Source organism: Streptococcus loxodontisalivarius (assembly GCF_016908645.1).
Classification (GTDB): Bacteria; Bacillota; Bacilli; order Lactobacillales; family Streptococcaceae; genus Streptococcus; species Streptococcus loxodontisalivarius.
Genome location: NZ_JAFBEH010000006.1, coordinates 17,131 through 42,557, shown reverse-complemented (window position 1 = coordinate 42,557; position 25,427 = coordinate 17,131). Strand labels below are relative to the sequence as shown.

Below are 25,427 nucleotides of genomic sequence, written 5' to 3'. Positions count from 1 at the left end.
TCCTCTTTCTAAAGCATGCCCTTGGTTGAGTTGACACCGTGGATTTCTGGGTTGATGGTAATGGCTTCGCGCAGAGCACGCCCAGTGGCTTTGAAAAGACTTTCTGACTTGTGGTGGTTATTTTTACCGTGCAAAATCTTCAAATGCAGGTTCATCTGAACATTGAAGGCAAGGGCTTGGAAGAATTCTTCAACCAACTCTGTGTCAAAATTACCGAGTTTTGGATTGTCAAAATCACAATCGAAAACAAGATAAGAACGACCTGACAGGTCAAGACTAGACATACCTAGCGTTTCATCCATTGGAACAAAGGCTGTTCCATAGCGGTTGATACCAGCCTTGTCACCAAGAGCTTCCTTGATGGCTTGACCGAGAACGATACCGACATCTTCTACTGTGTGGTGACTGTCAACATGAAGGTCACCATCTGCCTTAACCACAAGTGAAATACGGCTGTGGCGGGCAAAAAGGGTCAACATGTGGTCGAAGAAACCAACACCAGTATCAATATCCACTGGCTCTTGAGCATCCAAGTTGAGGGTCAACTTGATTTTAGTTTCAAAGGTATTACGTTCAATACTTGCTTGTCTCATTTTTTCACCTCGTCTAATATGTCAATGACTTTGTACAAATCAGCTTCATTAATCTGGTAGGGGGCTTGTTCACGGACAATTGGTTTGGCACAAAAGGCGATGCCAATCCCTGCTGTTTGAATCATTGGTAGGTCGTTAGCTCCGTCTCCCATGGCAATGGTATCTGTCAGCTCTAGCTCATTGTCAGCAGCCCATTCTTTCAATTTTTGGACTTTGACATCTTTAGTCACGATGTCGCCATAGACTTTTCCTGTCAACTTGCCCTCTTTGACTTCTAAATGATTGGCTTTAACGTAGTCCACCCCTGCTTCTTTGGCAAGTCGGTCAACGGTTTCATGGAATCCTCCTGACACTAGTCCTACCTTGTAGCCACGCTTGTGGAGTTCTGCGACTAATTCCTTGGCACCCTTGTTAAAATGGATACGTTTGTAAACCTTGTCGAAAATTTCTTCTGATAGTCCTGCTAGGGTTGCGACACGCTCATCCAAGGCTTCTTTGAAGTCTAATTCACCACGCATGGCACGTTCTGTGATTTGAGCGACTTTCTCGCCAACGCCTGCTTCTTCTCCTAGGAGGTCAATCACCTCTTCTTGGACGAGGGTTGAGTCCACATCCATGACCAAAAGTCCTTTAGTTCTTGTCATTTCTCACCTCGATTGCTTTGGCGTGTGCCTGCAGACCTTCTGCGTAGGCTAGGGTTGTGATGTCTTTTTCAGCAGCATTGACGGCTGCCTTATCGTATTGCGTGTACTGGATGCGTTTGATAAAGTCGTGTACGCCTAGAGCAGATGAAAAACGGCTAGTTGCTGTTGTTGGAAGAACGTGGTTAGCACCTGCGTAGTAGTCTCCGATTGGCTCGGATGTGTAGTGACCGAGGAAGATAGACCCTGCATTCTGCACCTTATCCAAGTAGTTGTAAGCATTGTCCATGGCGATTTCTAAATGCTCAGGAGCTACCTTGTTCATGAGGTCAAACATGTCTTCAGTATTTTCTGCAATGATAATTCGGCCATTATTTTCAACCGAAGGTCTGGCAATTGCTTCTCGTGGGAGCTCTTTGAGTTGTTTTTCGATTTCAACTTCGACAGCGTCAGCTAATTTTTCCGAATCAGTTACCAAAATAGCTCGCGCACGCACATCATGCTCCGCCTGAGAGAGGAGGTCAGCTGCCACGTACTTGGCATTGGCTGAAGCGTCCGCGATAACACCAATCTCAGAAGGACCAGCAATCATGTCGATACCGACAATACCAAAGACCTGCTTCTTGGCTGTCGCTACAAAGATATTACCAGGTCCAGTGATTTTATCCACCTGAGGGATAGTTTGCGTCCCATAAGCCAGAGCTGCCACACCTTGAGCACCACCGACTTGGTAGATTTTATCGACCCCAGCAAGTTTAGCAGCCACCAAAATAGCTGGAACAAAGTGTTCTTGCGGCGGAGTAATCATGATGATTTCCTTAACACCAGCAATCTTAGCTGGGATAACATTCATGAGAACTGATGACGGGTAGGCTGCCGTTCCACCAGGAACATAGACACCCACACGGTCGATCGGACGAATGAGCTGTCCACGAATGACACCATCAGATGGTTGATCTTCAAAACCTCTTTCAAGCTGCTGGCGGTGGTAAGATTCGATGTTTGCCTTGGCATTTTCAAGAGCTGACAAGACTTCTGCATCAACCTCTTCAAAAGCCTGGTCAATCAATTCCTGACTGACTTCAAGTGAATCCAAGTCAACTTTATCAAACTGACGTGAATAGTCACGGAGAGCCTGATCGCCACGATTTTTCACATCTTCAATGATTTGACGGACTGTTTCTTCAACGTCCAGATTTTCCTTTGATAATTCCAGTTGTTCTTGATAGAGAATAGCTGAAATTTCTTCATTACTTCCACTTAATCGTTTCATTTGAAAGGTACCTCCTCATTTCCTACGATGTCTTCAATCTTACGGATAAAAGGCAAAAGCTCGGGATTATTTTTTAGCGCAGCCTTATTGACAATCATGCGGGCTGAGATACGACAGATATCCTCATAGACCTTGAGCCCGTTAGCAACCAAGGTATTTCCAGTCTCCACGATATCGACAATAGCATCCGCTAGACCGATAACAGGGGCGATTTCCACGCTTCCTTGGATAGAGATGATTTCAACGTCTTCACCTTTTTTGTTAAAATGCTCGCGCGCAATTGTTGGATACTTGGTAGCAATACGCTTACGCTTGTGGTCATCAGGATTATAATCATCCGTTGAAGCCACTGAGAATTTGCAGAGCCCAAAGTTCAAATCCAACATTTCCAGATAGCCAGTCGGATGCTCAACCAGAACATCCTTACCGACCACACCGATATCAGCAACACCGTGGCGAACATAGGTGGTAACATCAGGAGCCTTGACCAAAAGAAAACGGAATTTCTTGTCTGGGCTTTCAAAAATCAGATTGCGCCCCTTGTCAGCCATGAAAGACATGTCAAATCCAGCCTTTTCAAACAAGGCGACAGCATCTTTTTCAATACGCCCCTTAGTCAGAGCAATGGTGATTTGATTACTTGTCATAACTTGCACCTCCATAAGCGATTGTGTCATGAACAGCCTGATAGACAGAGTCAATGTCAATTGCCCAGCCGACCGCTGTCAATTCCTTGGCACCAAAGCGTTCAAAGAGCTTGTCATAACGCCCACCTGAGACAAAGGCATCAGGAACATTTTCTCCGAAGACCTTGAACATCATACCAGTATAGTAGGGCATGCTTGATAGCTGAGCCAGGTCCAAGGTCGTAGTCTCTAGACTATCTGATAGGGCTAGGGTCAAGACTTCCAAGCTATCTAGCGCTGTCAAAATGCGTTCATTGCGAATCAATTGACGTGCTTTTTCCAAGACATCCTTAGTCTCACCAAATAAGAAAGGCAGATTTTGAATCAGGGCATCAAACTCTGACGGATAGGTCTTGGTAAATTCATTGAGTCCTGTGATTGACTTATCACGAATCAGCGCAGCTAATCTATCTGACTCAGACTTGTCCAAATTAAGTGTTTCAAAAATTTCCTGCAAAATGATAGCATGTGAGAATTCAAACTGGTAATTCTGAACGCCAGCAGCATCCAAGGCTGACTTGGCTGACTGAATGGCCTCAATCATGGCAGACTGGACAGGATAGCCGACAATTTCCACACCTGCTTGCGTGTGCTCATTTGACAGACCACGATTTTCTTCATTGTAGTTAAAAACCTTGCCAGAGTATGAAAATTTGATAGGAGTCTGAACACGGGTCGATGCAATGACACGCCCAATCTGACTGGTAATATCAGGTCGAAGGCTCAGCAATTCTCCCCTATTATCAAAAAGATTGTAGTGACTAGCGTCAACTTCGTCACCAAAGACCTGAAAATGCTCCAAAGTCGGTGTCTCGATACGGTTGAAGCCCGCATCAATCAAGAGATCGCTGATACGACGCTCAATCTGGTACATGGCATAGGCACGCTTGAAGAGTTTATCGTGCATGCCCACTGGTAAAGTCGTTTTTTTCATAGGCTTAATTCCTTAATCACATCTAATACAGTTTCCATCTCATCTCGTCTGCCGATTGAGATGCGCAGTTTATTCTGGATTCGCTCCACTTTAGGGAAGAAACGCACATAGATTTTGCGTTCTTGTAGTCCTTGGAAAATGGCTTGCGCTGTCACTCCTTTTGGCTCTACCAAGACAAAATTAGTCTTAGAAGGCAGAACCTCAAAGCCCAGCTCCTGCAATTGACCACTAAACCAATCTCTGGTCTGACTGATTTTCTGACAAGTGTCTTCATAGTAATCCCAAGATTCAACAGCAGCCAGAGCTAATTTTTCAGCTAAGAGATCAACATTATAGGGATTGACTGAATTTTTAACAGCATTGATAACCGCCATCAGCTGAGGAGAGCCGATACCATAACCCACACGAAGACCAGCTAGGGCAGCATCTTTTGAGAAAGTTCTTGTAATGAAGACATTGTCATATTTTTCCAAGAGAGGAAGGGCTGTCTGACCACCGAAGTTAATATAGGCCTCATCGATAATAACCACCACATCTTGATTGGCCTGAATGATACGCTCAATCTCCTCTAGAGACTTGTAGATACCAGTCGGCGCATTAGGATTGGTAATGACAATCCCTCCATTATCCGCAAAATAGTCCTCAGTCTCAATTTCAAAACGGTCATTGAGAGGAATTTCATGATAGTTGATATGGTAAAGATCTGCCCAGACCTTGTAAAAGCCATAGGTCAAGTCTGGAAAAAGAACGACTTCATCACTATTAAAGAAGGCAAGAAAGGCCATAGAAAGAATGTCGTCCGAACCATTTCCGATAATGATTTGATCTGCAGGAACTGAAAGATTCTCAGCTAGTGCCTGACGCAGAGCTGCCTGATCCAAGGTCGAATACTTCCTGAGACTATCAGCATCAAAATTCTTGAGTGCCTGATGGACTGCCGGACTTGGTCCATAAGCATTCTCATTTGTATTGAGTTTAATGATATTTTCCTCTGCTGGCTGACTACCAGCAACATAGGGATCAATTTTACGAAGTCCTTTTAACATCTCAGTCATCCTTTCTTTGTTTGAAACATTCTCTGTTGTTTGAGTTTTTGATAGTCTCCTTTGAGGTGATTTTTTAATTTTGCTATTCAAAAACCACTCGTCAGAATTGGGATAAACAATAACAGGAATGATTCTGTTTGATAGAAAAAACGCCCTCACAAAAAGCAGTGCTTTTCGTCAGGACGTTTTCACGTGGTTCCACCTTCATTCAGTCTCTCAGTCACCCAAAAGACTCTCTGCGACTTGAACAAGTCATAGTTCTTAACGGAACCACCCGTCACACACTACTCTCAAACCGATTTTGCATGTGCACTCAAGAATGTGTAGTCCGAGGATTGCATGCCTTCTCACCAATGAGCACTCTCTGTCTGTTGTCTCGAACAATTTCTATCAACGCTTTCAATTTGTTACTATTTTACTTGAAAATTCTGAAAATTGCAAGTGAAAATCGATATTCCATAACAAAAAAGACTGGATTTCTCCAGTCTCTCATTAAAATCGAATTTTTTCTCTTGTCTTCTCATAAGAAGTCACGAAACGTTCTGTGACACCTGGTTCTACAGTTTCAAGTGCGTAGGAAATTTCATCAAATGATGCTTGGTAATCGTAATCAACTTCAAAAAGGCGAAGGGCATGTTCGAAGCTATTTTGAACACCTTGTTCAAAGCTACGGTAACGGTTTGAATATTGGAGCAACTGCTCAGTAAGTGTAGCATTTTGAACAACACGGTAGGCAGTTTCTTCAAGATTTGCAATAGCAGCTGTAGCTACTTCTGTCAATTTAGCTACCGATTCAACATTGATGCGACCACGACTCAACTCGTCCATAAGGGTTTCAAGTTGCACACTTGTTGTGAAGAAGACACTTAAAAACTCTTGTGGAATACCTGGCAAGTGACGTTTCTCCATGAAACGTTTGATAGCATGCAATTTATTGATGTATTCGTCAAGTTTCTTACGAGCTGTTTCTTCCGTTTTCTCAATATCTTTGATATCAGAGAAGACTTCCATTTGACCTTCTTCAATTCGAGCTAGGGCTTTCAAAGTCTTATCCAACTCAAGTTCAAGAATAGAGAATGGTTTTGTTTGGCTATCCAAGTTTTCGATATGTGGAAGCACCGCTTCTTCCATATTTTCCAACTCTTCCTCGAATGAGCGAAGACTCAAGTGGTCACTCTCATTGAGGATATATTTTTTCGTCAAACGTGATAGCTCTGCATTCAACTTATCATTGTTTGTTTTAGCATGTTCAAGATATTGTGGAATGATTTTTGCATCTCGGACAACAGCCTTGTGAGCCTTGATTTCAAATTCAAAAATATCGTAGAGTGAATCAATCTTCTCTTGAATGATTTCATTTTCTGAATTGGCTTTATCAAGGTCTAGACTTGCAAGCTCGTCAGATGTTGAACGAATTCCTTCACGAATTTCTTGGAAACGCATCTCAATATTGTTTTCCTTGAAATTGTAGTTTTGTTCTAACAATTGACGGTAACCTGATTCCAAGTCGTCCAATTGATCTGGGAAGTCATCTTCCAACTTAGCAACGATAGCTGGCACGCGCTCAGTAATCTGACCAAGTGCGATAGTGTGCTCTTCAGCACGGTCCAAGATATCAGAAGCCTCAACAGGGTCACCAGAGGAGTTAAGGGTCACAAATTGAGAGAACTCAGTCTCAATATTTTTCAACTGTTTCTGAATCTCAGGCATTGTTGAGCCATAGTTATCTTCGTTTTCAGAAATCGCTGCTTGAAGAACTTCATAGAGGTCAAGAGCGTGTTTAACACGCGCACTATTTTTCTCTTCCTGCTCACGAAGAATAGAAAGAGCTTCGCGGATAGCCGCAATATCTTCTTCAACGACGTCCAACTGGCTATCAATATTATCAATCTCATGCTTAGCTTGAATAAATTTGAAACCGTCGTTCAAGCTTTCAGCTTCGAAAATATGATTTTCGATATCAGTGAAAGAATTCAATGACAAATCAGTCCATTTTTGATTCCATTCACGGAAGGTTGATTGACTTTGTCCAATCAGGTGAAGATTTTTTACAGATTCAATTTCATCATTGACAGGAAGTTGGAAGAGCTCAGTTTTACGAGCTTCCAAGCCTTCAATCAATGAATCGTTTCGTTTTCGTATAATTACGCCAATGAGATAGGCGATGATGACAAGTAGTACTATCGCTACGATGAGCAATACAATTCCGCTAGACATGTCAATCTCCTTGTATTTCTTTAGTATCGTCAGTATTTTTCTATAACGTTACGATTATAACATACTTAAGGATAGGATGCACCCATTTTCCTTAAGTTTTCCTAATCTTTTCTAGATATCTAGGGTTGAATAGACTGCGTTTTCTTCGATAAATTCACGACGAGGTTCCACACGGTCACCCATAAGCATATCAAAAATCTTATCAGCTTCTGCTGCATCATCGACAGAAACACGCGCCATTAAGCGATTTTCAGGATCCATAGTTGTTTCCCAAAGTTGATGATCATCCATCTCTCCGAGACCTTTATAACGCTGAACTGTTGGTTTTGAACGTCCAACACTATAACGTTCCATGGCCTCTTGGAGTTTTTGCTCCTGATCAGCACCTGGCTGGATATATTCTTTAATCTCGCTACCAACCTTAACACCGTAAATTGGTGGTTGGGCAATGTAAACATAACCTGCTTCTAGGACTGGACGCATAAAGCGGTAAATCAAGGTCAAAAGAAGGGTACGAATGTGAGCACCATCGACATCGGCATCGGTCATGATAACTAGTTTTTGATAGCGAGCTTTGGACACATCAAATTCAGCACCGAAGCCTGTTCCCATGGCTGTGAAGAGACTTCTAATTTCCTCATTTGCCAAGATTTTATCCATGGTTGCTTTTTCAACGTTAAGAATCTTACCACGAATAGGAAGAATAGCTTGGAATTCACGATTACGACCAGACTTAGCTGATCCACCAGCTGAATCTCCCTCAACGATAAAGAGTTCGTTTTGACTAGCGTCATTTGAAGAACAGTCTGCCAATTTACCAGGAAGATTTGAAATCTCAAGTCCTGATTTTTTACGTGTGACTTCACGCGCACGCTTGGCAGCAATACGAGCTTTGGAAGCCAAAATCCCTTTTTCAACGATTTTACGTGCAATCTGAGGATTTTCCAAGAGGAAACGACTGAAAGCATCGCTGAAAAGTCGGTTAGTGATTTTCACGACTTCAGAGTTTCCGAGTTTAGTCTTGGTTTGTCCCTCAAACTGAGGATTTGGATGTTTAACAGAGATAACTGCTGTCAACCCTTCACGAACGTCTTCACCAGTCAGATTATCATCTTTTTCCTTGAGAATCTTATTCTGACGAGCGTAGTCATTAACCACACGGGTCAAGGCTGTACGGAAACCTTGTTCATGAGTACCACCTTCGTGGGTGTGGATGTTGTTGGCAAAACTCATGACATTTTCATGGAAGCCAGTCGTGTATTGCATAGCAACCTCAACTGAAATCCCATCCATATCACCATCAGTATAGATTGGTGTGTCAAAGATTGCTTCCTTATTTTCATTGATAAATTCAACGTAACTAGCGATACCACCTTCATAGTGGAATTCTTTTTCTTGTTCTAAATCCTGACGTTTATCAGTGATTGAGATTTTAAGACCACGGTTCAAGAAGGCAAGTTGTTGAATTCGCTTAGCAAGTTTATCAAATTCAAAGACTGTTGTCTCTGTAAAGATTTCTGGGTCTGGTGTGAAGTGAACGGTTGTTCCGTGACGATCTGTCTCACCGATCACAGCCAAGTCATCGACAACGACACCACGTTTATACTCTTGATAGTGGATTTTACCATCTTTATAGACTTTAACATCCAACTGTGTTGAAAGAGCATTAACAACAGATGACCCTACCCCGTGAAGACCACCAGAAACCTTGTAGCCGCCACCGCCGAATTTACCACCTGCGTGAAGAACTGTAAAGACTGTTTCAACGGCAGGACGTCCTGTTTTTTCTTGTATACCAACAGGAATTCCACGTCCGTCATCGACAACCGTAATCGAGTTATCCTCTTCGATAAAGACCTCAATATGAGTCGCAAAACCTGCTAAGGCTTCATCGATTGAGTTATCGACAATCTCCCAAACCAAGTGGTGAAGCCCTTCTTTTGAAGTTGATCCAATATACATCCCTGGACGCATACGAACAGCCTCAAGACCTTCCAAAACCTGAATCTGGCTGGCGTCATATTCTTTAGCAAGTTCTTCTAAATTTTTGTTTTCTTCAGTCATTCTGTAACAATCTCCAATAAAGATTTTTTCCATCAAAGAGACAAGTGGCAAATCCTGCTGCCTGTCCCGCTTCTATATCTATCTCACGATCCCCAATCACTAATGCATCTTCCAAGTCATACTTGTCTTTCAGATACAGAAAGCTCTCAGGATTCGGCTTTCTCGCAAAGCCATTGTCAGAAGTCACAATCTCTGTAAAATACTCCAAGATAGCTGTTTTAACCAAAAGCTGCTTGACCTGATGATTACGATGGGAAATCAAGAAATTCCTTCCACCGCAGGCAAGGACCTTTTCAAGCGCTTCTCTGGCTCCTTCAAAAAGGAGCGGAGCTTCTAACTTTTCTGCCTCAAGACTTTTATAATAATCCTGAAAAGCTGGCTCATTGGGAATAAAAAAGGCAATAGCTTCTTTGGTTGATACTTTCAATTTGTCATAGACTTGGTCTGCACTAGCCTCAATACCAAAGTGAGCAAGAGCTTCTAGAAAGGCTTGTGTAGACAGTTGATAATTATCAAGCAGGGTTCCACCTAAATCCCAAATAAAATCGCGAGTTTTCATACCCTCTATTATAGCATATTTCCCTTGATTTTGATAGTATTTACACAAAAAGGACTCCTCTTTAATAACAAAAAAGTTGGGCTTTCCCAACTCTTCTTAGATTATTTATATCTTGCCGAACGGCGCATATTTTTCATGAAAATTTCTTCGTCCTGCAAATTCTTTTGGTAGGACATTGATAGAATCAATCCGACTCCAATCAGATTTGAAATCAGAGATGAACCACCTTGTGAAATGAATGGTAGAGGAATCCCTGTCAAAGGAAGAATTCCCACTGTTGCTCCAATATTTTCAAAAATATGGAACATGATCATCATGATAAATCCAGTTGAAATCAAAGTATAAAATTGATTATTTGATGCAATGGTCACTCGAACCAATCGATAGATCAACCAGAGATAGAGCAAGAGTACAATTAAGCCTCCGATAAAGCCAAAATGCTCTGCTATTGCCGTGAAAATCATATCACTCTCACGTACAGGGACAGATAACTCCAAGCTCGAGCTGCCTGTTCCTGTCAGACCACCGATTCCAATGGAAATCATACCCTGTGTCTGTTGATATGCAATACCTGAAGCATAAGAGAAGGGATCCAACCAGGCAGAAATACGGTTAAGCTGATAGGTATCCATCCCCATCTTGTAAAGAAACTCACGTCCGCTATCCCAGAGAAAGAGCCCCATAAAGACAGCTACCGCTAAAACCATAATCAAGACAACTGGTAGGATAATCTTCCATGAAATTCCTGCAATTAAAATCGTACCTGCTAGAATTGCCACGAAAACCATAGCTGTTCCCAAGTCTTTTTGCAAGGCTAGAAGAATGAAGACAGGTAGCGTCACCGCTCCATACCAGCCTAACAATTTGAAATCATGTCTTAAATCTCGCTCCTTGGACAAATCATTAAACCAGAGAGTCGTCCTTGCCAGCATGAGAATATAGGATATCTTCATAAACTCAGATGGCTGAAAGAGTGTTGTATTGGCAATGGTGACCCAGTTTTTAGCACCAGTTGAGGCGACCAATTCTGGACTGTAAAATACCAGAGGTAGGATCATCAGAAAGAGTCCTAAACCATACAACCATGGAGTAACTCGCCAAAGAAACTGAGTATTGAAAAGCATGACGACAAAAGCAATAGCTAAACCAAGTCCTGTCCAAGCTCCCTGCTGAATCATGATTGAGACCAAACGTTTGGGATAATCATTAGAGGCAACAAGGTAGATTGCCACAAAACCGATAATCAAAAGCAGAAAGACAGGTAATACGAGACTGTAATCAATCCGACTTTCAATGTTATTTTTCTTTGACGCCATTAGTAGTTCCTTCTAAATATTGATAGAAAATATTATACCATGTTTGGGGTGTGAACGATAGAATTAAAAAAGAAAATATTGCAAAATGAGACTGGATGCCGCTACTGCAAACCAGGCTGCTAATCCAGTCAAAACTGGCTTGAGTCCTGCTGACTTAAATTGTTGATAGGACACCTTGCTTCCGATACCAGCTAGTGCCATAGCCATCAAAAATTGTGATAGGTATTTGATAGCCAGCGTCAGCCATTCTGGCAAGGCAAAAAGACTAGAAAAGATAGAGGCTAGCAAGAACCAAAGGATAAACCAGGGAAAGACTTTCTTAAAGGAGAAATCTGATTTTTCCTGACGTGATTTGCGGTAAACAATACCTGCTAAAATCAAGCAAGCTGGCACAATCATGAGAGCGCGAGCTAATTTAACAATAGTCGCAATGTCTCCTGCTGTCTGACTGTAGGCATAACCAGCAGCCACAACAGACGAAGTGTCATTGATGGCCGTACCAGCCCAGAGACCAAAATCAAAATCTGTCATCCCCATCAGATGCCCCAAGGCAGGAAAGAGAAACACAGCAATGATATTGAAGAGGAAAATGGTCGAGATAGACAGAGCCACCTCATCTTCTTCAGCATCCAAGATTGGCGACGCTGCCGCAATAGCAGAGCCTCCACAAATAGCTGTCCCAAAACCAATCAAGGTCTTCAAATGACTATTAAGCCCTAGCCATTTCCCTACAAAATAAGAAACGATAAATGAAACCGCAATCGTAAGCAGCGTAATCTGCAGTGAGGACAAACCGACCTGAGATACCTTACCGATGGACATGGTAAAACCAAGACAGATAATAGCATATTGAAGCAGTTTCTTACCGCTATAAGCAAGACCATCTTGCCAAGCTTCCTTAACCCCAAGTGTATTATTGAGCAAAATACCTAGCACAATAGCAAACACACTGGAACCAATAATGGGAAAAACCGTTCCCAAAACTAGGGACAAGAGAGCTAATAAACCAGCAACAATAAGACCTGAACTCTTCTTAGACATAGAGACCTCCTGAAATTCGTCTAGAAAAAAAGAGCATGGAATAACATCTTTCTTCCAAACTCTTCATTTTTATATCTCCCCTGCCGGAATCGAACCAGCAACTAATTCTTAGGAGGAACTTGTTATATCCATTTAACTAAGGGGAGCTAGTAAAAAATCCGTCACTAAGGACAGATTTTTTATGTTAATTCTCAGATTAACGACGGATTTCTTTGATACGTGCAGCTTTACCTTGCAATGCGCGTAGGTAGTACAATTTAGCACGACGAACTTTACCGTAACGAACAACTTCGATTTTATCAACACGTGGAGTGTGGATTGGGAAAGTACGTTCTACACCGATACCGCTTGAGATTTTACGAACTGTGTACATTTCTGAGATCCCTTGACCTTTACGTGAAATAACAACACCTTCAAAGATCTGGATACGTTCGCGGTTACCTTCGACAACTTTAGCGTGAACGCGTACAGTGTCACCAGGACGGAATGATGGGATATCAGAGCGAAGTTGACCTTCTGTCAAACTTTGGATTAATGGATTCATTTATATTATTCTCCTATCTTACCAATCTTAGGCGCCTTTAAGCCTAGCGGATTAGCCTAATTTCGTGCGTCCATTACACACAAAATTTATTTTATCAGACTTTCATCTTTTTGTAAAGGAAAATGCTGCGCACTAATCCTCTAAAATTTTCTGCAAGCCATAGATAGACTGGCGACGATTGATTGAGTAGGCAAAAGCTACCGCTATGAAGAAGTAGGCTACATTTGAAAAACCAAAGACCTCACCACCAATGAAAATCGGTGCCAAGAAAGTATTGGTTGCACTTGAAAAGACAGAAATATATCCTGCTGCAGCTACCAACTCTACTGGCAAGCCAAATAGCGGAGCTAAAACTGCACCAAGAGAGGCACCGATTGCAAAAAGCGGTGTCACTTCTCCTCCTTGAAAACCGATTGACAAGGTCAGAACAGTCAAGAGCAATTTCAAAAGCCAGTCAAACTGATAGAGTTTTTCTCCCTCAAAACTCGCCTCAATCAGATTAGTCCCAAGACCAGAGTAACGTCCCTGCCAAAGAAGAAGGAAAATTAATGACAGACCCAATCCCACAAAGAAGATACGATAATAAGGATTTGGGAGCCAGCTAGCCATCTTAGCTTTCAGACTTGAAAGACTGTAAGCAAAGAGATTACCAGCTAAGCCAAAGCAGATTCCTAATAAAGCAAGCTTCAAAATGAGTGACCAGTCTAGACTCAGGTCAGTCGATATAGCAAAGCTAAATTTTTCCAAACCTAAGTAGTGTGAGGTCCTTGAGGCTGTAAAAGCTGCAAAGATGGCTGGTAAAAGAGCAGTTAGACTCAATTGCCCCAATGCTAGGACTTCCATAGCAAAAAAGATGGCGGCAATCGGTGTCTGGAAAAGCCCTGCAAAACCTGCTGCCATCCCCATCGTCAAAAAGAGACGATTTTTGTTGGTAAAATCCCAAAACTGACCAAAGGCATTGCCGACTGTTGCCCCCAATTGGACCGCTACTCCTTCACGTCCAGCACTCCCTCCAAAGAGATGCGTCAGCCAGGTAGTCAGCGTGACCAAGGGGATGAGTCGATAGGGTATTTTGTCCTCTTGACCATGCCCCACCTCAAAAACTAAGCCCATTCCTTTTGACGAAGCTCCGCCAATTTTACGATAAAGCCAAACAATCAAGAGACCTGCTAAGCCCAAAAACGGAATCAGATAGACTGGATAAGCTGTTCTGATGTCAGAGAGGTAGAGCAGGGTGCGACCGAAGATGGTGTCAATCAGTCCGACGATAAGACCAAGCCCAATTCCCACCAGGCAAAGTAAACCTAATAAGCCGTAGGATAATCTTTGACTTTCCTTAATCCCTTTCATACTTTCTCCTTTATAGGCCTAATTTTTTAGTTTGAAAGGCACGAGAATGCTTAAGAATATCTTCATAAGTGTCCTTAATTGGCTCTTTAAAATCAGGATCAACAACCAGCTGAGTCACTTTTTCCAAGAGAGCTTCTTCACGCGCTGCATCGAAAACAGCCTTGCCAGTTTGACGCTTAAACTCAGCGACATCTGTCACCAAGTGCATACGTTTTTCCAAGAGTTCAACCATTTGACGGTCAATGGCATCAATGTCGTTACGAATAAGATTTAAGTCCATGATTTCTCCTTTATTTGTTCTACATTATATCAAAAACTCCAAGAGGCGACTAGGTCTTGGAGTTGATATTTTATTATAGTTTTGGGGGAAGTAGATTTTAAACTTGATATAAGCATGCTAGTACTTGTCTTTTTGGGAAATAGCAGAGCTAACTTAGGAAATATCGTCTAACAGTCTTGATTTCCGTTTCATTTACAAGAATATAAAGCTTGGCGCCAGCTTTTAAAAGGGTTTGTCCATTGACGACTTCTGTCTGATGTTGATAGACCTGACTGTAGATTAAGACATCTTGAGGAAGACTCAGTTCAGAAACCCTACGTCCTGCAAATCTATCCGTCACAGGAAGATCGATGATGGTTGGTTGACTATCTGTATCTACTGACAGACTAGGAATCATTTTCACTAGCATAGCTTCATAAACAGGCTCCCCACCTAAGAGATCCATAACGAGATAGGCTAGTAAGGTCACGACAGCAAGGGGCATTAATTGTTGAAGATTACCAACCATCTCAGTTACTAAAATCATTGCTGTCAGCGGAGCTTTGGATACTGCTCCAAAGTAAGCAGACATTCCAAAAATCAGAAACAGAGCCAAGTTTGCTTGATGCATCCAAGATAAATCTGATACAAACAAACCAAAAGTATATCCAGCCAAGGCTCCTAAGGTCAATAAAGGTAAGAAAATGCCACCAGGTAAACCTGAACCATAGCTAATCATACTCCCCACAAAACGGATAATTAAGTAGGCAAAGGCAATCTGAAACACGAGTGACGACTGAGGAAGAGAAACGATAAGCTCATTTCCTCCACCGAGTAATTGAGGAAAGAGTAAACCAAGTGGAAAAATGAAAATCAAGGCAATAATTCCATAATGATGTGGAGGCAAATGTATGATACGCCCCAAATGACCGTACAAGATTCCCATTCTGAGAATAACCCACTCGTAAAGATAAGCTAGCAGCCCCATCACAAGTCCCATAATAATTAAAATCCAGTAGGATTTCAATGGAAAAATCGGCAGATCATCAGGCATAGCCAAAACAGCTTTCTGACCAAACACCTGTAAAGAGACTGCGTTAGCAACCAAACTAGCTACAAGCGCCGTTATCCAAACATGTCTTGAGAAATGATGATAGACCTCTTCTACTACAAATAAGAGACCAGCGATTGGTGCATTGAAGGCTGCGGATAGACCAGCTGCAGCACCACTTGCAATCAAAATTCTCTGCTCTCTTCTTGATAAGTTCAACTTCTCCGCAATACCTTTAGCTGTCATAGCACCTAATTGAATACTAGGACCTTCTCGACCTAGCATCAGCCCCATCGAGATAGAGATAACACCACCGACAAATTTTCGCCATAGGACCGACCACCAATTAGGATGTAAAAGTCCCATCAGTTCCCCTTCGACATGAGGAATACCAGAACCCTTTATATCCTGTTCTGACTTGACTAAAACTCCCACGCAGTATATCAACAGCAAGCTAAGCAGTAGTAAGATTAGCGCCCAAGCAAGCTGTGATTGTGCCAAGTGGTAAGCATTCAAAAAAAGTCTAAACAGTTTAGCAATCAACCAACGAAAAGCTGACACTAAAGCGCCAGCCATTAATCCAACTAAAATACCTCTCCAGACAGAAATCAAAAGACCTTGCCGCTCTGATTCAAATTCTCTCTTCATCGTCCTACTCCTTGTGCTGACGTCTCCTCTTGACCAAACTATAAAGCGCAGCGATTAAGCCTAAAACCACGAGAAGTCCAAGGATACGTTTGAAGTTTCCTTCTATAAGAGCATCACCACCATTTGCATATAGAATGGAAGATGGCAGAGCTCCTAAAAGGATAGCCATGACAATAGTCCTTTTCCTAACCTTTAAATCAACCGCCGTGTAGGCAACAAGAAAGGAGGGGATGAAAGGAATCATATAGCCCAAGGTCAAACCCAAAGCCTTATTCTTAAATCTAGAAAGATCTTCAACAAAATTTCCCATCTTCTTCGTTTTTTCCTTGATATGAAGCTCACTCAATAAAAAATAGACTGTTAGATTTCCCAGACTAAGTCCTAAAAGATTGACCAAGGCTCCAAAAATAGGACCAAGAATAACACCGTTGACCACCGCAATAAGGGAACTTGATAAAAATGGCACAGCTGACATGAGGGCAGTAATCAGGACAAGCAAAAGATAATCTAGAAAATCTGGATGAGACAGATAATCCTCAAAAGTTTCTAGAGAAAATCCATTAGCTGTCATATCAGTTAGTAAATCCCAATTTCTTGCTATCAACAAATAAAGCAAGGCAATAATTCCAAGAACCGATACCAAAATCAAGAGATCAGCCCTCAGACTCAAATGTTTTAATTTCCCCAAGAAAAACTCCTTTTTCTAACAAAAAGAGAGCTGGAATCGACCAGACTCAACTCTCTCAAGTATAATAATGTTCCAAAGAGCGTAAGCGAACATAGTAAAAACCATCTTTTAAAACAGCCCAGCTCTTGTCATTTAACTGTTAAAACTTAGCAGCAATCTCTTCTGCAAAACGCTCAAGATTTTCAATATCTTCATCTTCTGCAGCCAAGTCAACCTTAACAGAGTCGGCACCTTTAGTAGCACCAGTCAAGCCAAACTGCTCTTCAAACTCATCAACTGATTTACAGAAATAATCATAGAAGGTATCTCCTGAACCGATGACACCAAAAATCTTGCCAGACAAGTCAACATCTTGAAGATCTTCATAAAAGTCAACGATTTCATCAGGAAGATCACCATCTCCGTATGTGTAGGTAGCAACGATAGCGATATCAGCATCCTCAAAGTCTGCTGCATCAACAGTTGTACACTCGTCAACCTCTACATCGTGACCAAGTTCTTCCAATTTATTTGAGACAATGTCTGCGATTTCTTCAGTATTTCCAGTCATACTGGCATAAACGATTTTTGCTAATGCCATAGTTTCCTCCATAAATGTTCTTAATTACTAGTTTACCATATTTTTCTCAAAAAAACAGAGTCTTATCGCAAGTATTCTTGATAAGATTCCTTGATTTTGGCAGATAGCTGCGCTTTTTCTTCTTCTGAAGCGAAGGCACCTTGGATAGCTTGTAGATTATGTTGCATAAAATCAGCTGCGCCAAGATTAAAATACGAAACAAACTTCTCATATTCCTTGGTCAAATTAGTATCTGAGACCGTGCGATTATCTGTATTGATAGAAATATTTGCGCCAGCTTTTCTCAAAGGAAGATAAGGATAGTCCTCAATAGATTGAATCGCCTTGGTTTGAAAATTGCTGGTCAGACAGATTTCAGCAGTCATGCCTCTAGCAACAAACTCCTCAATCATCTCAGGTTGATCAAAAATCGCCGTTGTGTGACCTGTTCGCTTGACATCCAAAGCCATAGCCTGCGCAATATTGGCTGCGCAGCCACATTGTTCCCCAGCATGAAAGGTCATAGGATAGCCTAAATCCTGAGCCAGCTTGATACCTTCTGTCATCGTTTCAGTCGGATAGTCTACTTCATTTCCCGCAAAATCCATGCCAACAACCAAGTCTTGATTTGCAGCTTTAGTATCTCTAAAGATTGACTTGGTCAAGTCTAAATCCGTTTGACGGAGTCCGCATACCAAGGCTTTGGCAACAATACCAAAATCTTCCTGAGCTTGTTTAAGCCCTCGACAAACAGCAGCTACAACTTGCTCTACTGTCAATCCCTCATCCATTGAAAGTTCAGGAGCAAAGCGGATTTCAATATAGATAACATTTTCCTGCGCAGCTTGTTTTGCCACATCATAGGCAGCCAAGGTTAGGGCTTCCTCGGTTTGGAGGAGAGGGCGGATAACATCAAAGGCAGCTAGATAGTCCATCAAGCTTTCAGCCTCTTTGGGTGCTGTTACTAAAGCTTTCAGGTCGCTATCATCTTCTGGCAATGCAATTTTCGCCATTGCCGCCAACTGACGAATGACCTCTAAAGATAGCGAACCATCCAAATGACAATGCAATTCTGTTTTAACTAGACCTTTGATAACTGATGTTTCCAAGAATTCTCTCCTATTCGTTTGATTTTTAAATATAATGCTATCTATCTTAACATAAAATCAACTTTTTTCAAGAACAAAATCCGAACTTTACCAAAAAAAGCGAACAATCTCTTTCAGGTAAGACCCGCCAGTTACAAACTTTTGTCTTTCTAACAGTATTTTGTTAGGATATGGTCATACTGTTTTTCAAAAATGCTATCCAAAAAACACAAGGAGAAAAATTATGTCATCATATCAATTACCAGAAGTCTGGGAAAATCCAAGTCAAATGGGCGGTGCTTGGGGCGGCCTCAATCAACCAACTGCTGGCAGTCGCTTTGAACAAGAACTACCAGTCGGCGAGAAAGAGTTTCAAATTTACTCACTCGCTACACCAAACGGCATCAAAGTTCCAATCATGTTTGAAGAACTCAAGGAACTGGGTATTTCAGTTGACTACGACCTCTACAAAATCAAGATTGGAGACGGCGACCAGTTTGGTAGTGACTTTGTTGCGATCAATCCAAACTCAAAAATACCTGCTATGATTGACCAGTCAGGTGATGAGAAGGTACGTGTTTTTGAATCACCATCTATCCTCCTCTACTTGGCTGACAAATATGGCAAACTTATTCCTCAAGATTTTGCCAAACGTACTGAAGTGCTCAACTGGCTCTTCTGGCAAACAGGCGCAGCTCCATTTTTAGGAGGAGGCTTCGGTCACTTCTTCCACTATGCACCTGAAAAAATCGAATATGCGATTAACCGCTTTGCTATGGAAGCAAAACGCCAACTTGACCTTCTCGATAAAGAGCTTGCTAACAAACGCTACATCGCTGGTGATGAATATAGCATCGCTGACATCGCTATTTGGAGCTGGTACGGTCGCCTTGCCCAAGACAAGATTTGGGATAAGGCAGGTATCTTCCTCAATGTTCAGGAATACCAAAACCTCCAACGTTGGACAGAAGAAATCGCTAACCGCCCAGCCGTAAAACGTGGCTTGGAAGCGGAGTATAAGGAGATATAAGATGAGAGGCTAGATTAGTTACTAGCCTCTTTTTAAACTCTTTTATGCTATAATATTATGAACAAAGGGAGGCCTACCATGTGGACATTGAAATCTTTTGACCAGCTGACCACACGCCAGCTACATGCTATTTACAAGGCTCGCACGGATGTTTTCGTCGTTGAGCAAAACTGCCCCTATCCCGAGGTTGATGACTTAGATTTGATTGCCCTGCATCTTTTCTTGGAAAATAGCGGAGCTATTGCTGCCTACTGCCGTATCATTCCAGGTGAAGATCTGATTAAGCTAGGTAGGGTCCTGGTAAGCGCTGAGCATCGTAAGGAAGGTCTGGGGCAAAAGCTTGTCGCTCAAACTCTAAAGGTCTGTCAAGAGCAGTTTCCTGATCAAACGATATATGCCCAAGCGCAAGCCCATCTTGAAAACTTCTACGGTCATTTTGGTTTTGTTAAAAAGAGTCAAGCTTACCTAGAAGACGGCATCCCTCATATCGATATGTTACTGGAGAAAACAAATGACCATTTACACTGAAATTCTTGAAAAAATCAAAGCCTACGACACCATTATCATTCACCGTCACCAGAGACCTGACCCTGACGCTATTGGAAGCCAATGCGGTTTGAGAGAACTGCTCCGCCATAATTTCCCAAATAAAAGGATCAAAGCAACAGGTTTTGATGAGCCAACCCTAACTTGGTTGGCTGACATGGATGACGTTGCTGACGCTGACTATCAGGGCGCTCTTGTCATCGTGACCGACACTGCCAATCGCCCACGTGTTGATGACGATCGCTACAATGATGGAGACTTTCTTATCAAGATTGACCATCACCCTAATGACGACGTTTACGGTGACCTCTACCATGTTGATACTAATGCTTCATCAGCCAGCGAAATCATCACAGACTTTGCTCTAGAAACTGGACTAGCTCTCAATGATCAGGCGGCCCGCCTCCTCTACGCTGGTATCGTTGGTGACACAGGACGCTTCCTCTACCCTGCCACAACTAGCAAGACGCTTGAGCTGGCAGCTAAACTTCGCCAGTACGATTTTGATTTTTCAGCAATGGCTCGTCAAATGGACAGTTTCTCCTTCAAGATTGCCAAGCTCCAAGGTTATGTTTTCGATAATCTAGAGGTTGATGAAAATGGAGCTGCGCGTGTCGTCTTAACAAGAGAATTGCTTGATAAATTCCAAGTCACAGACGCTGAAAGCTCTGCAATTGTCGGCACACCAGGAAAAATTGATGTTGTTGAATCATGGGCTATCTTTGTTGAACAGCCTGACGGTAACTATCGTGTTCGCCTCCGTAGCAAGTCAACTGTCATCAATGGTATCGCTAAAAATCATGATGGTGGTGGTCACCCTCTTGCCAGCGGAGCCAATTCCTACAGCCTTGAAGAAAACGAACAAATCTATCAAGAAATCAAAAATTTACTCGCTCAGAAAAAGTAACTTATGCACAGCTTTTCCACACCTTTTTCAACAAATTTTAGCTAAAAAGCTTGTCAAATATAGGACGATTTGTTACACTATAATAGTTAAAAAACTATGGTGCGTACAGTACCATGGCAGAAAGGAAATATTTTAACGATGAAAAAAGATATCCATCCAGATTACCGTCCAGTAGTATTCCTTGATACAACAACTGGTTACCAATTCCTTAGCGGATCAACAAAAGCTTCAAACGAAACTGTTGAGTTCGAAGGTGAAACTTACCCACTTATCCGTGTTGAAATTTCATCAGACTCACACCCATTCTACACAGGTCGTCAAAAATTCACTCAAGCAGACGGACGTGTGGATCGTTTCAACAAAAAATACGGTCTCAAATAAGAAACCACATCTACTGCTTAACAGTAGTCAAAAGCAATTCTCATCTGAGGATTGCTTTTTTGTAGTCAAAAAAAGAAGCTGATTACTATCAACTTCTTATAAATCTAAAATATAGTATTTGGTATTGGTCACTGCCTTTAAACTGTAACTAGCATCTGCTGGAATAGTCAGCATGCCTTGTTCAGTTAAGTTTAGAACTTGACCATCAACTTCCAAGTCAAGATTTCCTTGAAGAACATGAATGAGTTTCTGACTAAGACTAGTTTCTGCACTGATTGTCTCTCCCTCTGCCATGGCATAAAGCGTCAGCGCATTTTTCAAACCAAGAGTCTTGTCCAGTTTCCTACTAGCAATCTGTCCCTCATAGTAAGTCACCAAATCTAAGAGATTAGCTATCATTTTTTAGCCTCCGGCTTTACAACTACTAGAAACATCTGAAAGGCTTCTTGAGCATAGAGTGCATGAGGAATATTGGCTGGCATCAGGATTGATTCACCAGCTGAGACCAGAAACTCTTCCTGATCAATGGTGATTTTAGCTTGACCAGTGAGAATAGTCACCAGAGCATCTCCTGGTGAACGGTGCATGGCGATTTCTTGATCCTTATCCAAGGAAAAGAGGGTCATGCCCAGATCTTTACGCTGGACAAGTGTCTTACTCAACATCTGCTCCTCTGCGATAGGCACTTGATTCTTAAGATCAAAAACTTCTGAAATGGGTAATTTTTCAATATAAGTCATCTGCTTCTCCTTTATTTTTGACTGACAACTGCAATGTAACGTAAGTCCTTAGCTGTCTTGTTAAAGAAACGGTACATGGTTAAGAACTGTTGACGATTTTCTTTTTTGAGCCCTCGGTAGACAATTAAGCAAGTTCCAAGCAAGCCCTCGTCCTTAATCATCCCCCAGGTGGACATGAGGGTCATCTTACCATATGAGGCTTGAACGTCAGTAAAGCCTACTTCCTTAAAGATGCTCTGCCATTTATCAACTGAAAGCGGCTCAACGTTAGCGTTAATGGTTTGGCTGAGCTGCCCAAGGAGGTCCTCCATCTCAGGTTTGATATAGGAAACATCGTGTGTCAGAAGTTTGCCACCGGGCTTGAGGACACGGAGGTACTCAGCGATAGCCTTCTTCTTAGCCTCTCCACGCAGCATGGTCAACATGGCTTCATTGATAACCAAGTCGAAAGAATTATCCTCAAAGGGTAGCTTCATGGCATTAGCCTGCTGGATGTGGATTTTATCTTCCAAACCAGCTTCCTTGATATTTTTGCTAGCCTTTTCAAGAGCCTTCTTATCCATATCCACCCCTTCAATCTGACAGCCAAAGGTCTGAGCCAGCTCAATCGATGTGGTACACATATTGCAGGCGACTTCCAGAACTTTACTTTCTTTAGAAATACCGCTGTGCTCTATCAGCCAGTTGGTTGCAGTGATACCGCCTGGTCTCAATCTCTTTTTCCCTAACTTAGCTAGGAAATTATGTCCTACTTCTTTACGTTTACGTTCTTCTGTCATCTGCTCCTCCTTGTCACTAACTTACTGACATTTTAGCAAAGTTTTGCAAATATTTCCGATAAAAAGAAAAATTTATCAGATTTTTCTGATAGCTATAATGGTTATAATAATCATCCTAAAAAGCAAAAAAGCCAAGAAAATTAATTCTTGGCTTTGATCGTTACTCCTAATAAAAGGGAGAGATTAGTGAGCAACGATTTCTTGGGCAATCTCATGTCCAGTCAAATCTGCTGGGTAATAAGTTGGCCAATTATCCATCTCTTTCAAGATTTCGTCTTGACTAGTTGAGCCCCAGAAGAGGTGGAAATGAGCTGAATCTGTTTCAGAGATATTGTGGTCACTGAACTGGATATACTTGAATTCGCCTGCATTGGCATCGTCAGTTTCAAAGAGGTAACGTACACCACGATTTCCTTTTTCATAGGTCAAAATCTTATAACCAACATACTTGTAAGTGAATTTATGGCTAGTTCCATTTTGAATGAATTCTACCGTATTTTTCTCACCATCAATATTGATTTTTTCAATATCAGTCTTGTAGCCTGTTGTGTAGTATTCCTTGTATTCTGCTGCTGTTTTGGCACCTTTTGAAAGTTTAGATTTATAATCCCAAACCTCATCCAGTGTTCCATCTAGAAGATATGGATAAACTGACTGCCACTCACCTGTCCAATCTGATAAACTACGATTTGTAACATCGGCATCTTCAAAGTAACCATTGGCAACAGTTTTGGTCGTGTCTTCTTCAGCTTGGATCGTTTTTCCTGCAACATCAGTTGTCAATTGGAGATTTTTCAGATTTTCTCGCATAACTGAGAAATAATCTTCGCCATCCTTGATTTCTTGCGTTGTCAGACTTTCAAGCGGATTTAGGACAGCCGTTTTAACACCTGCCTCGTCAGCCAAGGTTTGGGCTACTTTTGCTGAGGCATTTTCTTCAAAATAGATGTACTTGATTTCATTATCTTTAACATAAGTTGCAAGACTTGCAAGACGCTGTGCACTTGGTTCAGAGTCAGCTGAGACACCTGTAATTGGAATCTGTGTCAAGCCATAATCAAGCGCCAAGTAACCGAAGGCAGCGTGCTGTGTTACAAAACTTGTCTGCTTAGCCGCTGAAAGGGCTGTTGTGTATTCATCACTAAGTTCCTGTAATTTGTCAATATAAGCGGCAGCATTTTTAGTAAAAGTATCCTTATACTTTGGATATTTCTTAATCAAGCCATCACGAATATTCTCTACTAAAGTAACAGAGCGTGAAGGTGACAGCCAAACGTGAGGGTCATAAGCATGCGTGTGTCCAGCTTCGCCTTCATCATGACCTTCTTCTTCGGAACCAGCCATAAGAAGCATGTCTCCAGTTGATTTGATGACTGCAGTTTTCTTGCTATCTACAGAACTTGTCACGTCACTAACCCAAGTCTCAAGATTGCTATCCATATAGACAAAGGCATCAGCATCTTCAATTTGGGCAATTTGTTTAGTTGTTGGTTGAAAGTCATGTACCTCAGTACCAGCCCCAATCAACATCTCAACATTACCTTCGTCACCAACAATTGATTTTGTAAACTCATAGACAGGATAAAATGTCGTCACAACCTCAAGTTTTCCTGAAGATGTCCCTTTTTGTGCTTGATAAGTTTGGTAAGACTGCCAAACATAGGCAGCTCCAGCTAGGACGGCAACAGTCGCCAATCCTGCAATCAGTTTCTTTTTCATGTGTCCTCCTTTTACTTAACCGGTTAATGTTTTACTGGTTAAGTATATCATACTGAAATAAATTGTCAACAAAAAATTTAAAAAAGCCTTAAATTAGGCTTTTGAGAAATAGGTCTAAATCTAATGTTAAAAATTGGGGGGAGTTTAGATCTATTTTTGCTCCTTTTAAGATACAGAAATGCTTAAAAAAACGACCAGCAATTTTGGAAATTAAGAAACTGAAATAGAATTCTTAAATTGAATTTAGGTTTATTACAAAGCAGATTTTTTATCTGTCACTTTATTTGTAAGGTTTTGATTAGGTGTCCTACTTCATCACTAACCAGGTAATCAAACCGATAATGATACCCCAAAATAATAGATTTGGAATCATGCCACCCTTGAGACTAAACTCAGTCTGGAGTTTTCCATCTTTTGATTGACGCTGATAATTGATATCACCAAATAACCATTTTTTCATTTATATAACATCCTTTCTTGAGGAGATACAGCCAATGTGCTAAATAATATATAACTCCTTTACAGGGGTGGGAGCTTTCGCTCCCTACTTAATCAAGTTACCACTTGATTAAGTACTTGAATTTTAGCTTAAACCAGAGAATCTTTATTTCGAACTCTAGTTCTCTGTGTTTAGGCTTTTTGTTTTGCCTTGGCTCCATTACCTGTACCACTACTAACTTTTCTAGTCACCTCTTATTCTTGACTATGCTTCAACAGAAAACTTTTGAGATGCAAAACTATTATATACCAGAGATCTAGTATTTTACA

At 41.6% G+C, this 25,427-nt stretch carries 27 protein-coding genes and 1 tRNA gene; 4 read left to right on the top strand and 24 right to left on the bottom strand.

The window, feature by feature from the left end:
- Positions 1 to 8: 8 nt before the first annotated feature.
- The 19 genes from hisB to add all read right to left on the bottom strand — a co-directional run bounded on the left by hisB (position 9) and on the right by add (position 18,578).
- Positions 9 to 593: an imidazoleglycerol-phosphate dehydratase HisB gene (gene hisB / locus JOC28_RS02380; protein ID WP_205009045.1), complete on the bottom strand. Its 585-nt coding sequence runs from the start codon at positions 591 to 593 to the stop codon at positions 9 to 11.
- Positions 590 to 1,237, bottom strand: a complete 648-nt coding sequence (gene serB, locus JOC28_RS02375) for a phosphoserine phosphatase SerB (RefSeq protein WP_205009044.1) — start codon at positions 1,235 to 1,237, stop codon at positions 590 to 592. Before serB ends, hisB begins: the two co-directional genes overlap by 4 nt.
- On the bottom strand, positions 1,224 to 2,507 hold the full coding sequence (hisD, locus tag JOC28_RS02370; RefSeq protein WP_205009043.1) for a histidinol dehydrogenase: 1,284 nt from the start codon (positions 2,505 to 2,507) through the stop codon (positions 1,224 to 1,226). The genes serB and hisD overlap by 14 nt, the downstream gene beginning before the upstream one ends.
- Positions 2,504 to 3,154 carry an ATP phosphoribosyltransferase gene (hisG, locus tag JOC28_RS02365; protein ID WP_205009042.1) on the bottom strand — a complete coding sequence of 217 codons (651 nt, stop codon included), beginning with the start codon at positions 3,152 to 3,154 and terminating at the stop codon, positions 2,504 to 2,506. Before hisG ends, hisD begins: the two co-directional genes overlap by 4 nt.
- Positions 3,144 to 4,127 (bottom strand): ATP phosphoribosyltransferase regulatory subunit, encoded by a 984-nt coding sequence (locus tag JOC28_RS02360; RefSeq protein ID WP_205009041.1) that lies wholly within the window; start codon positions 4,125 to 4,127, stop codon positions 3,144 to 3,146. The genes hisG and JOC28_RS02360 overlap by 11 nt, the downstream gene beginning before the upstream one ends.
- Positions 4,124 to 5,173 carry a histidinol-phosphate transaminase gene (gene hisC, locus JOC28_RS02355; RefSeq protein ID WP_386700938.1) on the bottom strand — a complete coding sequence of 350 codons (1,050 nt, stop codon included), beginning with the start codon at positions 5,171 to 5,173 and terminating at the stop codon, positions 4,124 to 4,126. Before hisC ends, JOC28_RS02360 begins: the two co-directional genes overlap by 4 nt.
- 492 nt (positions 5,174 to 5,665) lie before the next feature.
- Entirely contained in the window at positions 5,666 to 7,390 is a 1,725-nt protein-coding gene (gene ezrA / locus JOC28_RS02350; RefSeq protein ID WP_205009039.1) for a septation ring formation regulator EzrA, read from the bottom strand.
- Positions 7,391 to 7,501: 111 nt separating this feature from the next.
- Positions 7,502 to 9,454, bottom strand: a complete 1,953-nt coding sequence (gene gyrB / locus JOC28_RS02345; RefSeq protein ID WP_205009038.1) for a DNA topoisomerase (ATP-hydrolyzing) subunit B — start codon at positions 9,452 to 9,454, stop codon at positions 7,502 to 7,504.
- Positions 9,447 to 10,013, bottom strand: a complete 567-nt coding sequence (locus JOC28_RS02340) for an HAD-IA family hydrolase (RefSeq protein ID WP_239548800.1) — start codon at positions 10,011 to 10,013, stop codon at positions 9,447 to 9,449. Before JOC28_RS02340 ends, gyrB begins: the two co-directional genes overlap by 8 nt.
- A 101-nt stretch (positions 10,014 to 10,114) precedes the next feature.
- Positions 10,115 to 11,329 carry an FtsW/RodA/SpoVE family cell cycle protein gene (locus JOC28_RS02335; protein ID WP_205009037.1) on the bottom strand — a complete coding sequence of 405 codons (1,215 nt, stop codon included), beginning with the start codon at positions 11,327 to 11,329 and terminating at the stop codon, positions 10,115 to 10,117.
- Between the two features lie 63 nt (positions 11,330 to 11,392).
- Complete coding sequence (locus JOC28_RS02330) at positions 11,393 to 12,370, bottom strand: YeiH family protein (protein WP_205009036.1); 978 nt, start codon at positions 12,368 to 12,370, stop codon at positions 11,393 to 11,395.
- A gap of 74 nt (positions 12,371 to 12,444) precedes the next feature.
- A tRNA-Arg gene (locus tag JOC28_RS02325) sits at positions 12,445 to 12,516 on the bottom strand.
- Positions 12,517 to 12,566: 50 nt separating this feature from the next.
- A complete protein-coding gene (rplS, locus tag JOC28_RS02320) occupies positions 12,567 to 12,914 on the bottom strand; it encodes a 50S ribosomal protein L19 (RefSeq protein WP_205009035.1) in 348 nt (115 codons plus the stop codon).
- Between the two features lie 132 nt (positions 12,915 to 13,046).
- On the bottom strand, positions 13,047 to 14,264 hold the full coding sequence (locus tag JOC28_RS02315) for a chloride channel protein (protein ID WP_205009034.1): 1,218 nt from the start codon (positions 14,262 to 14,264) through the stop codon (positions 13,047 to 13,049).
- 10 nt (positions 14,265 to 14,274) lie between these two features.
- Complete coding sequence (locus JOC28_RS02310; RefSeq protein WP_205009033.1) at positions 14,275 to 14,544, bottom strand: chorismate mutase; 270 nt, start codon at positions 14,542 to 14,544, stop codon at positions 14,275 to 14,277.
- A 148-nt stretch (positions 14,545 to 14,692) separates the two neighbouring features.
- The gene (locus JOC28_RS02305; protein WP_205009032.1) at positions 14,693 to 16,222 is read right to left on the bottom strand and encodes a ClC family H(+)/Cl(-) exchange transporter; all 1,530 of its coding nucleotides are present in this window, start codon (positions 16,220 to 16,222) and stop codon (positions 14,693 to 14,695) included.
- Positions 16,223 to 16,226: 4 nt separating this feature from the next.
- Positions 16,227 to 16,910: a VTT domain-containing protein gene (locus tag JOC28_RS02300; RefSeq protein ID WP_205009031.1), complete on the bottom strand. Its 684-nt coding sequence runs from the start codon at positions 16,908 to 16,910 to the stop codon at positions 16,227 to 16,229.
- A 139-nt stretch (positions 16,911 to 17,049) separates the two neighbouring features.
- A complete protein-coding gene (locus JOC28_RS02295; protein WP_205009030.1) occupies positions 17,050 to 17,490 on the bottom strand; it encodes a flavodoxin in 441 nt (146 codons plus the stop codon).
- Between the two features lie 62 nt (positions 17,491 to 17,552).
- Positions 17,553 to 18,578, bottom strand: coding sequence for an adenosine deaminase (gene add, locus JOC28_RS02290; protein WP_205009029.1), 1,026 nt, complete (start codon positions 18,576 to 18,578; stop codon positions 17,553 to 17,555).
- Positions 18,579 to 18,801: 223 nt separating this feature from the next.
- On the opposite strand from add, the gene yghU reads away from it, so the two are divergent.
- The 4 genes from yghU to JOC28_RS02270 all read left to right on the top strand — a co-directional run bounded on the left by yghU (position 18,802) and on the right by JOC28_RS02270 (position 21,421).
- Positions 18,802 to 19,587 carry a glutathione-dependent disulfide-bond oxidoreductase gene (yghU, locus tag JOC28_RS02285; protein WP_205009028.1) on the top strand — a complete coding sequence of 262 codons (786 nt, stop codon included), beginning with the start codon at positions 18,802 to 18,804 and terminating at the stop codon, positions 19,585 to 19,587.
- A 78-nt stretch (positions 19,588 to 19,665) separates the two neighbouring features.
- Positions 19,666 to 20,115, top strand: a complete 450-nt coding sequence (locus JOC28_RS02280; protein ID WP_205009027.1) for a GNAT family N-acetyltransferase — start codon at positions 19,666 to 19,668, stop codon at positions 20,113 to 20,115.
- On the top strand, positions 20,099 to 21,040 hold the full coding sequence (locus JOC28_RS02275; RefSeq protein WP_205009026.1) for a DHH family phosphoesterase: 942 nt from the start codon (positions 20,099 to 20,101) through the stop codon (positions 21,038 to 21,040). Before JOC28_RS02280 ends, JOC28_RS02275 begins: the two co-directional genes overlap by 17 nt.
- Before the next feature lie 138 nt (positions 21,041 to 21,178).
- Positions 21,179 to 21,421 carry a type B 50S ribosomal protein L31 gene (locus tag JOC28_RS02270; protein WP_205009025.1) on the top strand — a complete coding sequence of 81 codons (243 nt, stop codon included), beginning with the start codon at positions 21,179 to 21,181 and terminating at the stop codon, positions 21,419 to 21,421.
- A 96-nt stretch (positions 21,422 to 21,517) separates the two neighbouring features.
- Here JOC28_RS02270 and JOC28_RS02265 read toward each other — a convergent pair whose 3' ends face one another.
- The 5 genes from JOC28_RS02265 to JOC28_RS02245 form a co-directional block, all read right to left on the bottom strand.
- Complete coding sequence (locus tag JOC28_RS02265) at positions 21,518 to 21,820, bottom strand: pyrimidine/purine nucleoside phosphorylase (RefSeq protein ID WP_205009024.1); 303 nt, start codon at positions 21,818 to 21,820, stop codon at positions 21,518 to 21,520.
- Positions 21,817 to 22,161 (bottom strand): cupin domain-containing protein, encoded by a 345-nt coding sequence (locus tag JOC28_RS02260; protein WP_205009023.1) that lies wholly within the window; start codon positions 22,159 to 22,161, stop codon positions 21,817 to 21,819. Before JOC28_RS02260 ends, JOC28_RS02265 begins: the two co-directional genes overlap by 4 nt.
- Before the next feature lie 11 nt (positions 22,162 to 22,172).
- Positions 22,173 to 22,940, bottom strand: coding sequence for a class I SAM-dependent methyltransferase (locus JOC28_RS02255; RefSeq protein ID WP_205009022.1), 768 nt, complete (start codon positions 22,938 to 22,940; stop codon positions 22,173 to 22,175).
- A gap of 183 nt (positions 22,941 to 23,123) precedes the next feature.
- On the bottom strand, positions 23,124 to 24,659 hold the full coding sequence (locus JOC28_RS02250) for a metal ABC transporter solute-binding protein, Zn/Mn family (RefSeq protein WP_205009021.1): 1,536 nt from the start codon (positions 24,657 to 24,659) through the stop codon (positions 23,124 to 23,126).
- A 307-nt stretch (positions 24,660 to 24,966) separates the two neighbouring features.
- On the bottom strand, positions 24,967 to 25,119 hold the full coding sequence (locus JOC28_RS02245; RefSeq protein ID WP_205009020.1) for a hypothetical protein: 153 nt from the start codon (positions 25,117 to 25,119) through the stop codon (positions 24,967 to 24,969).
- Positions 25,120 to 25,427 lie beyond the last annotated feature (308 nt).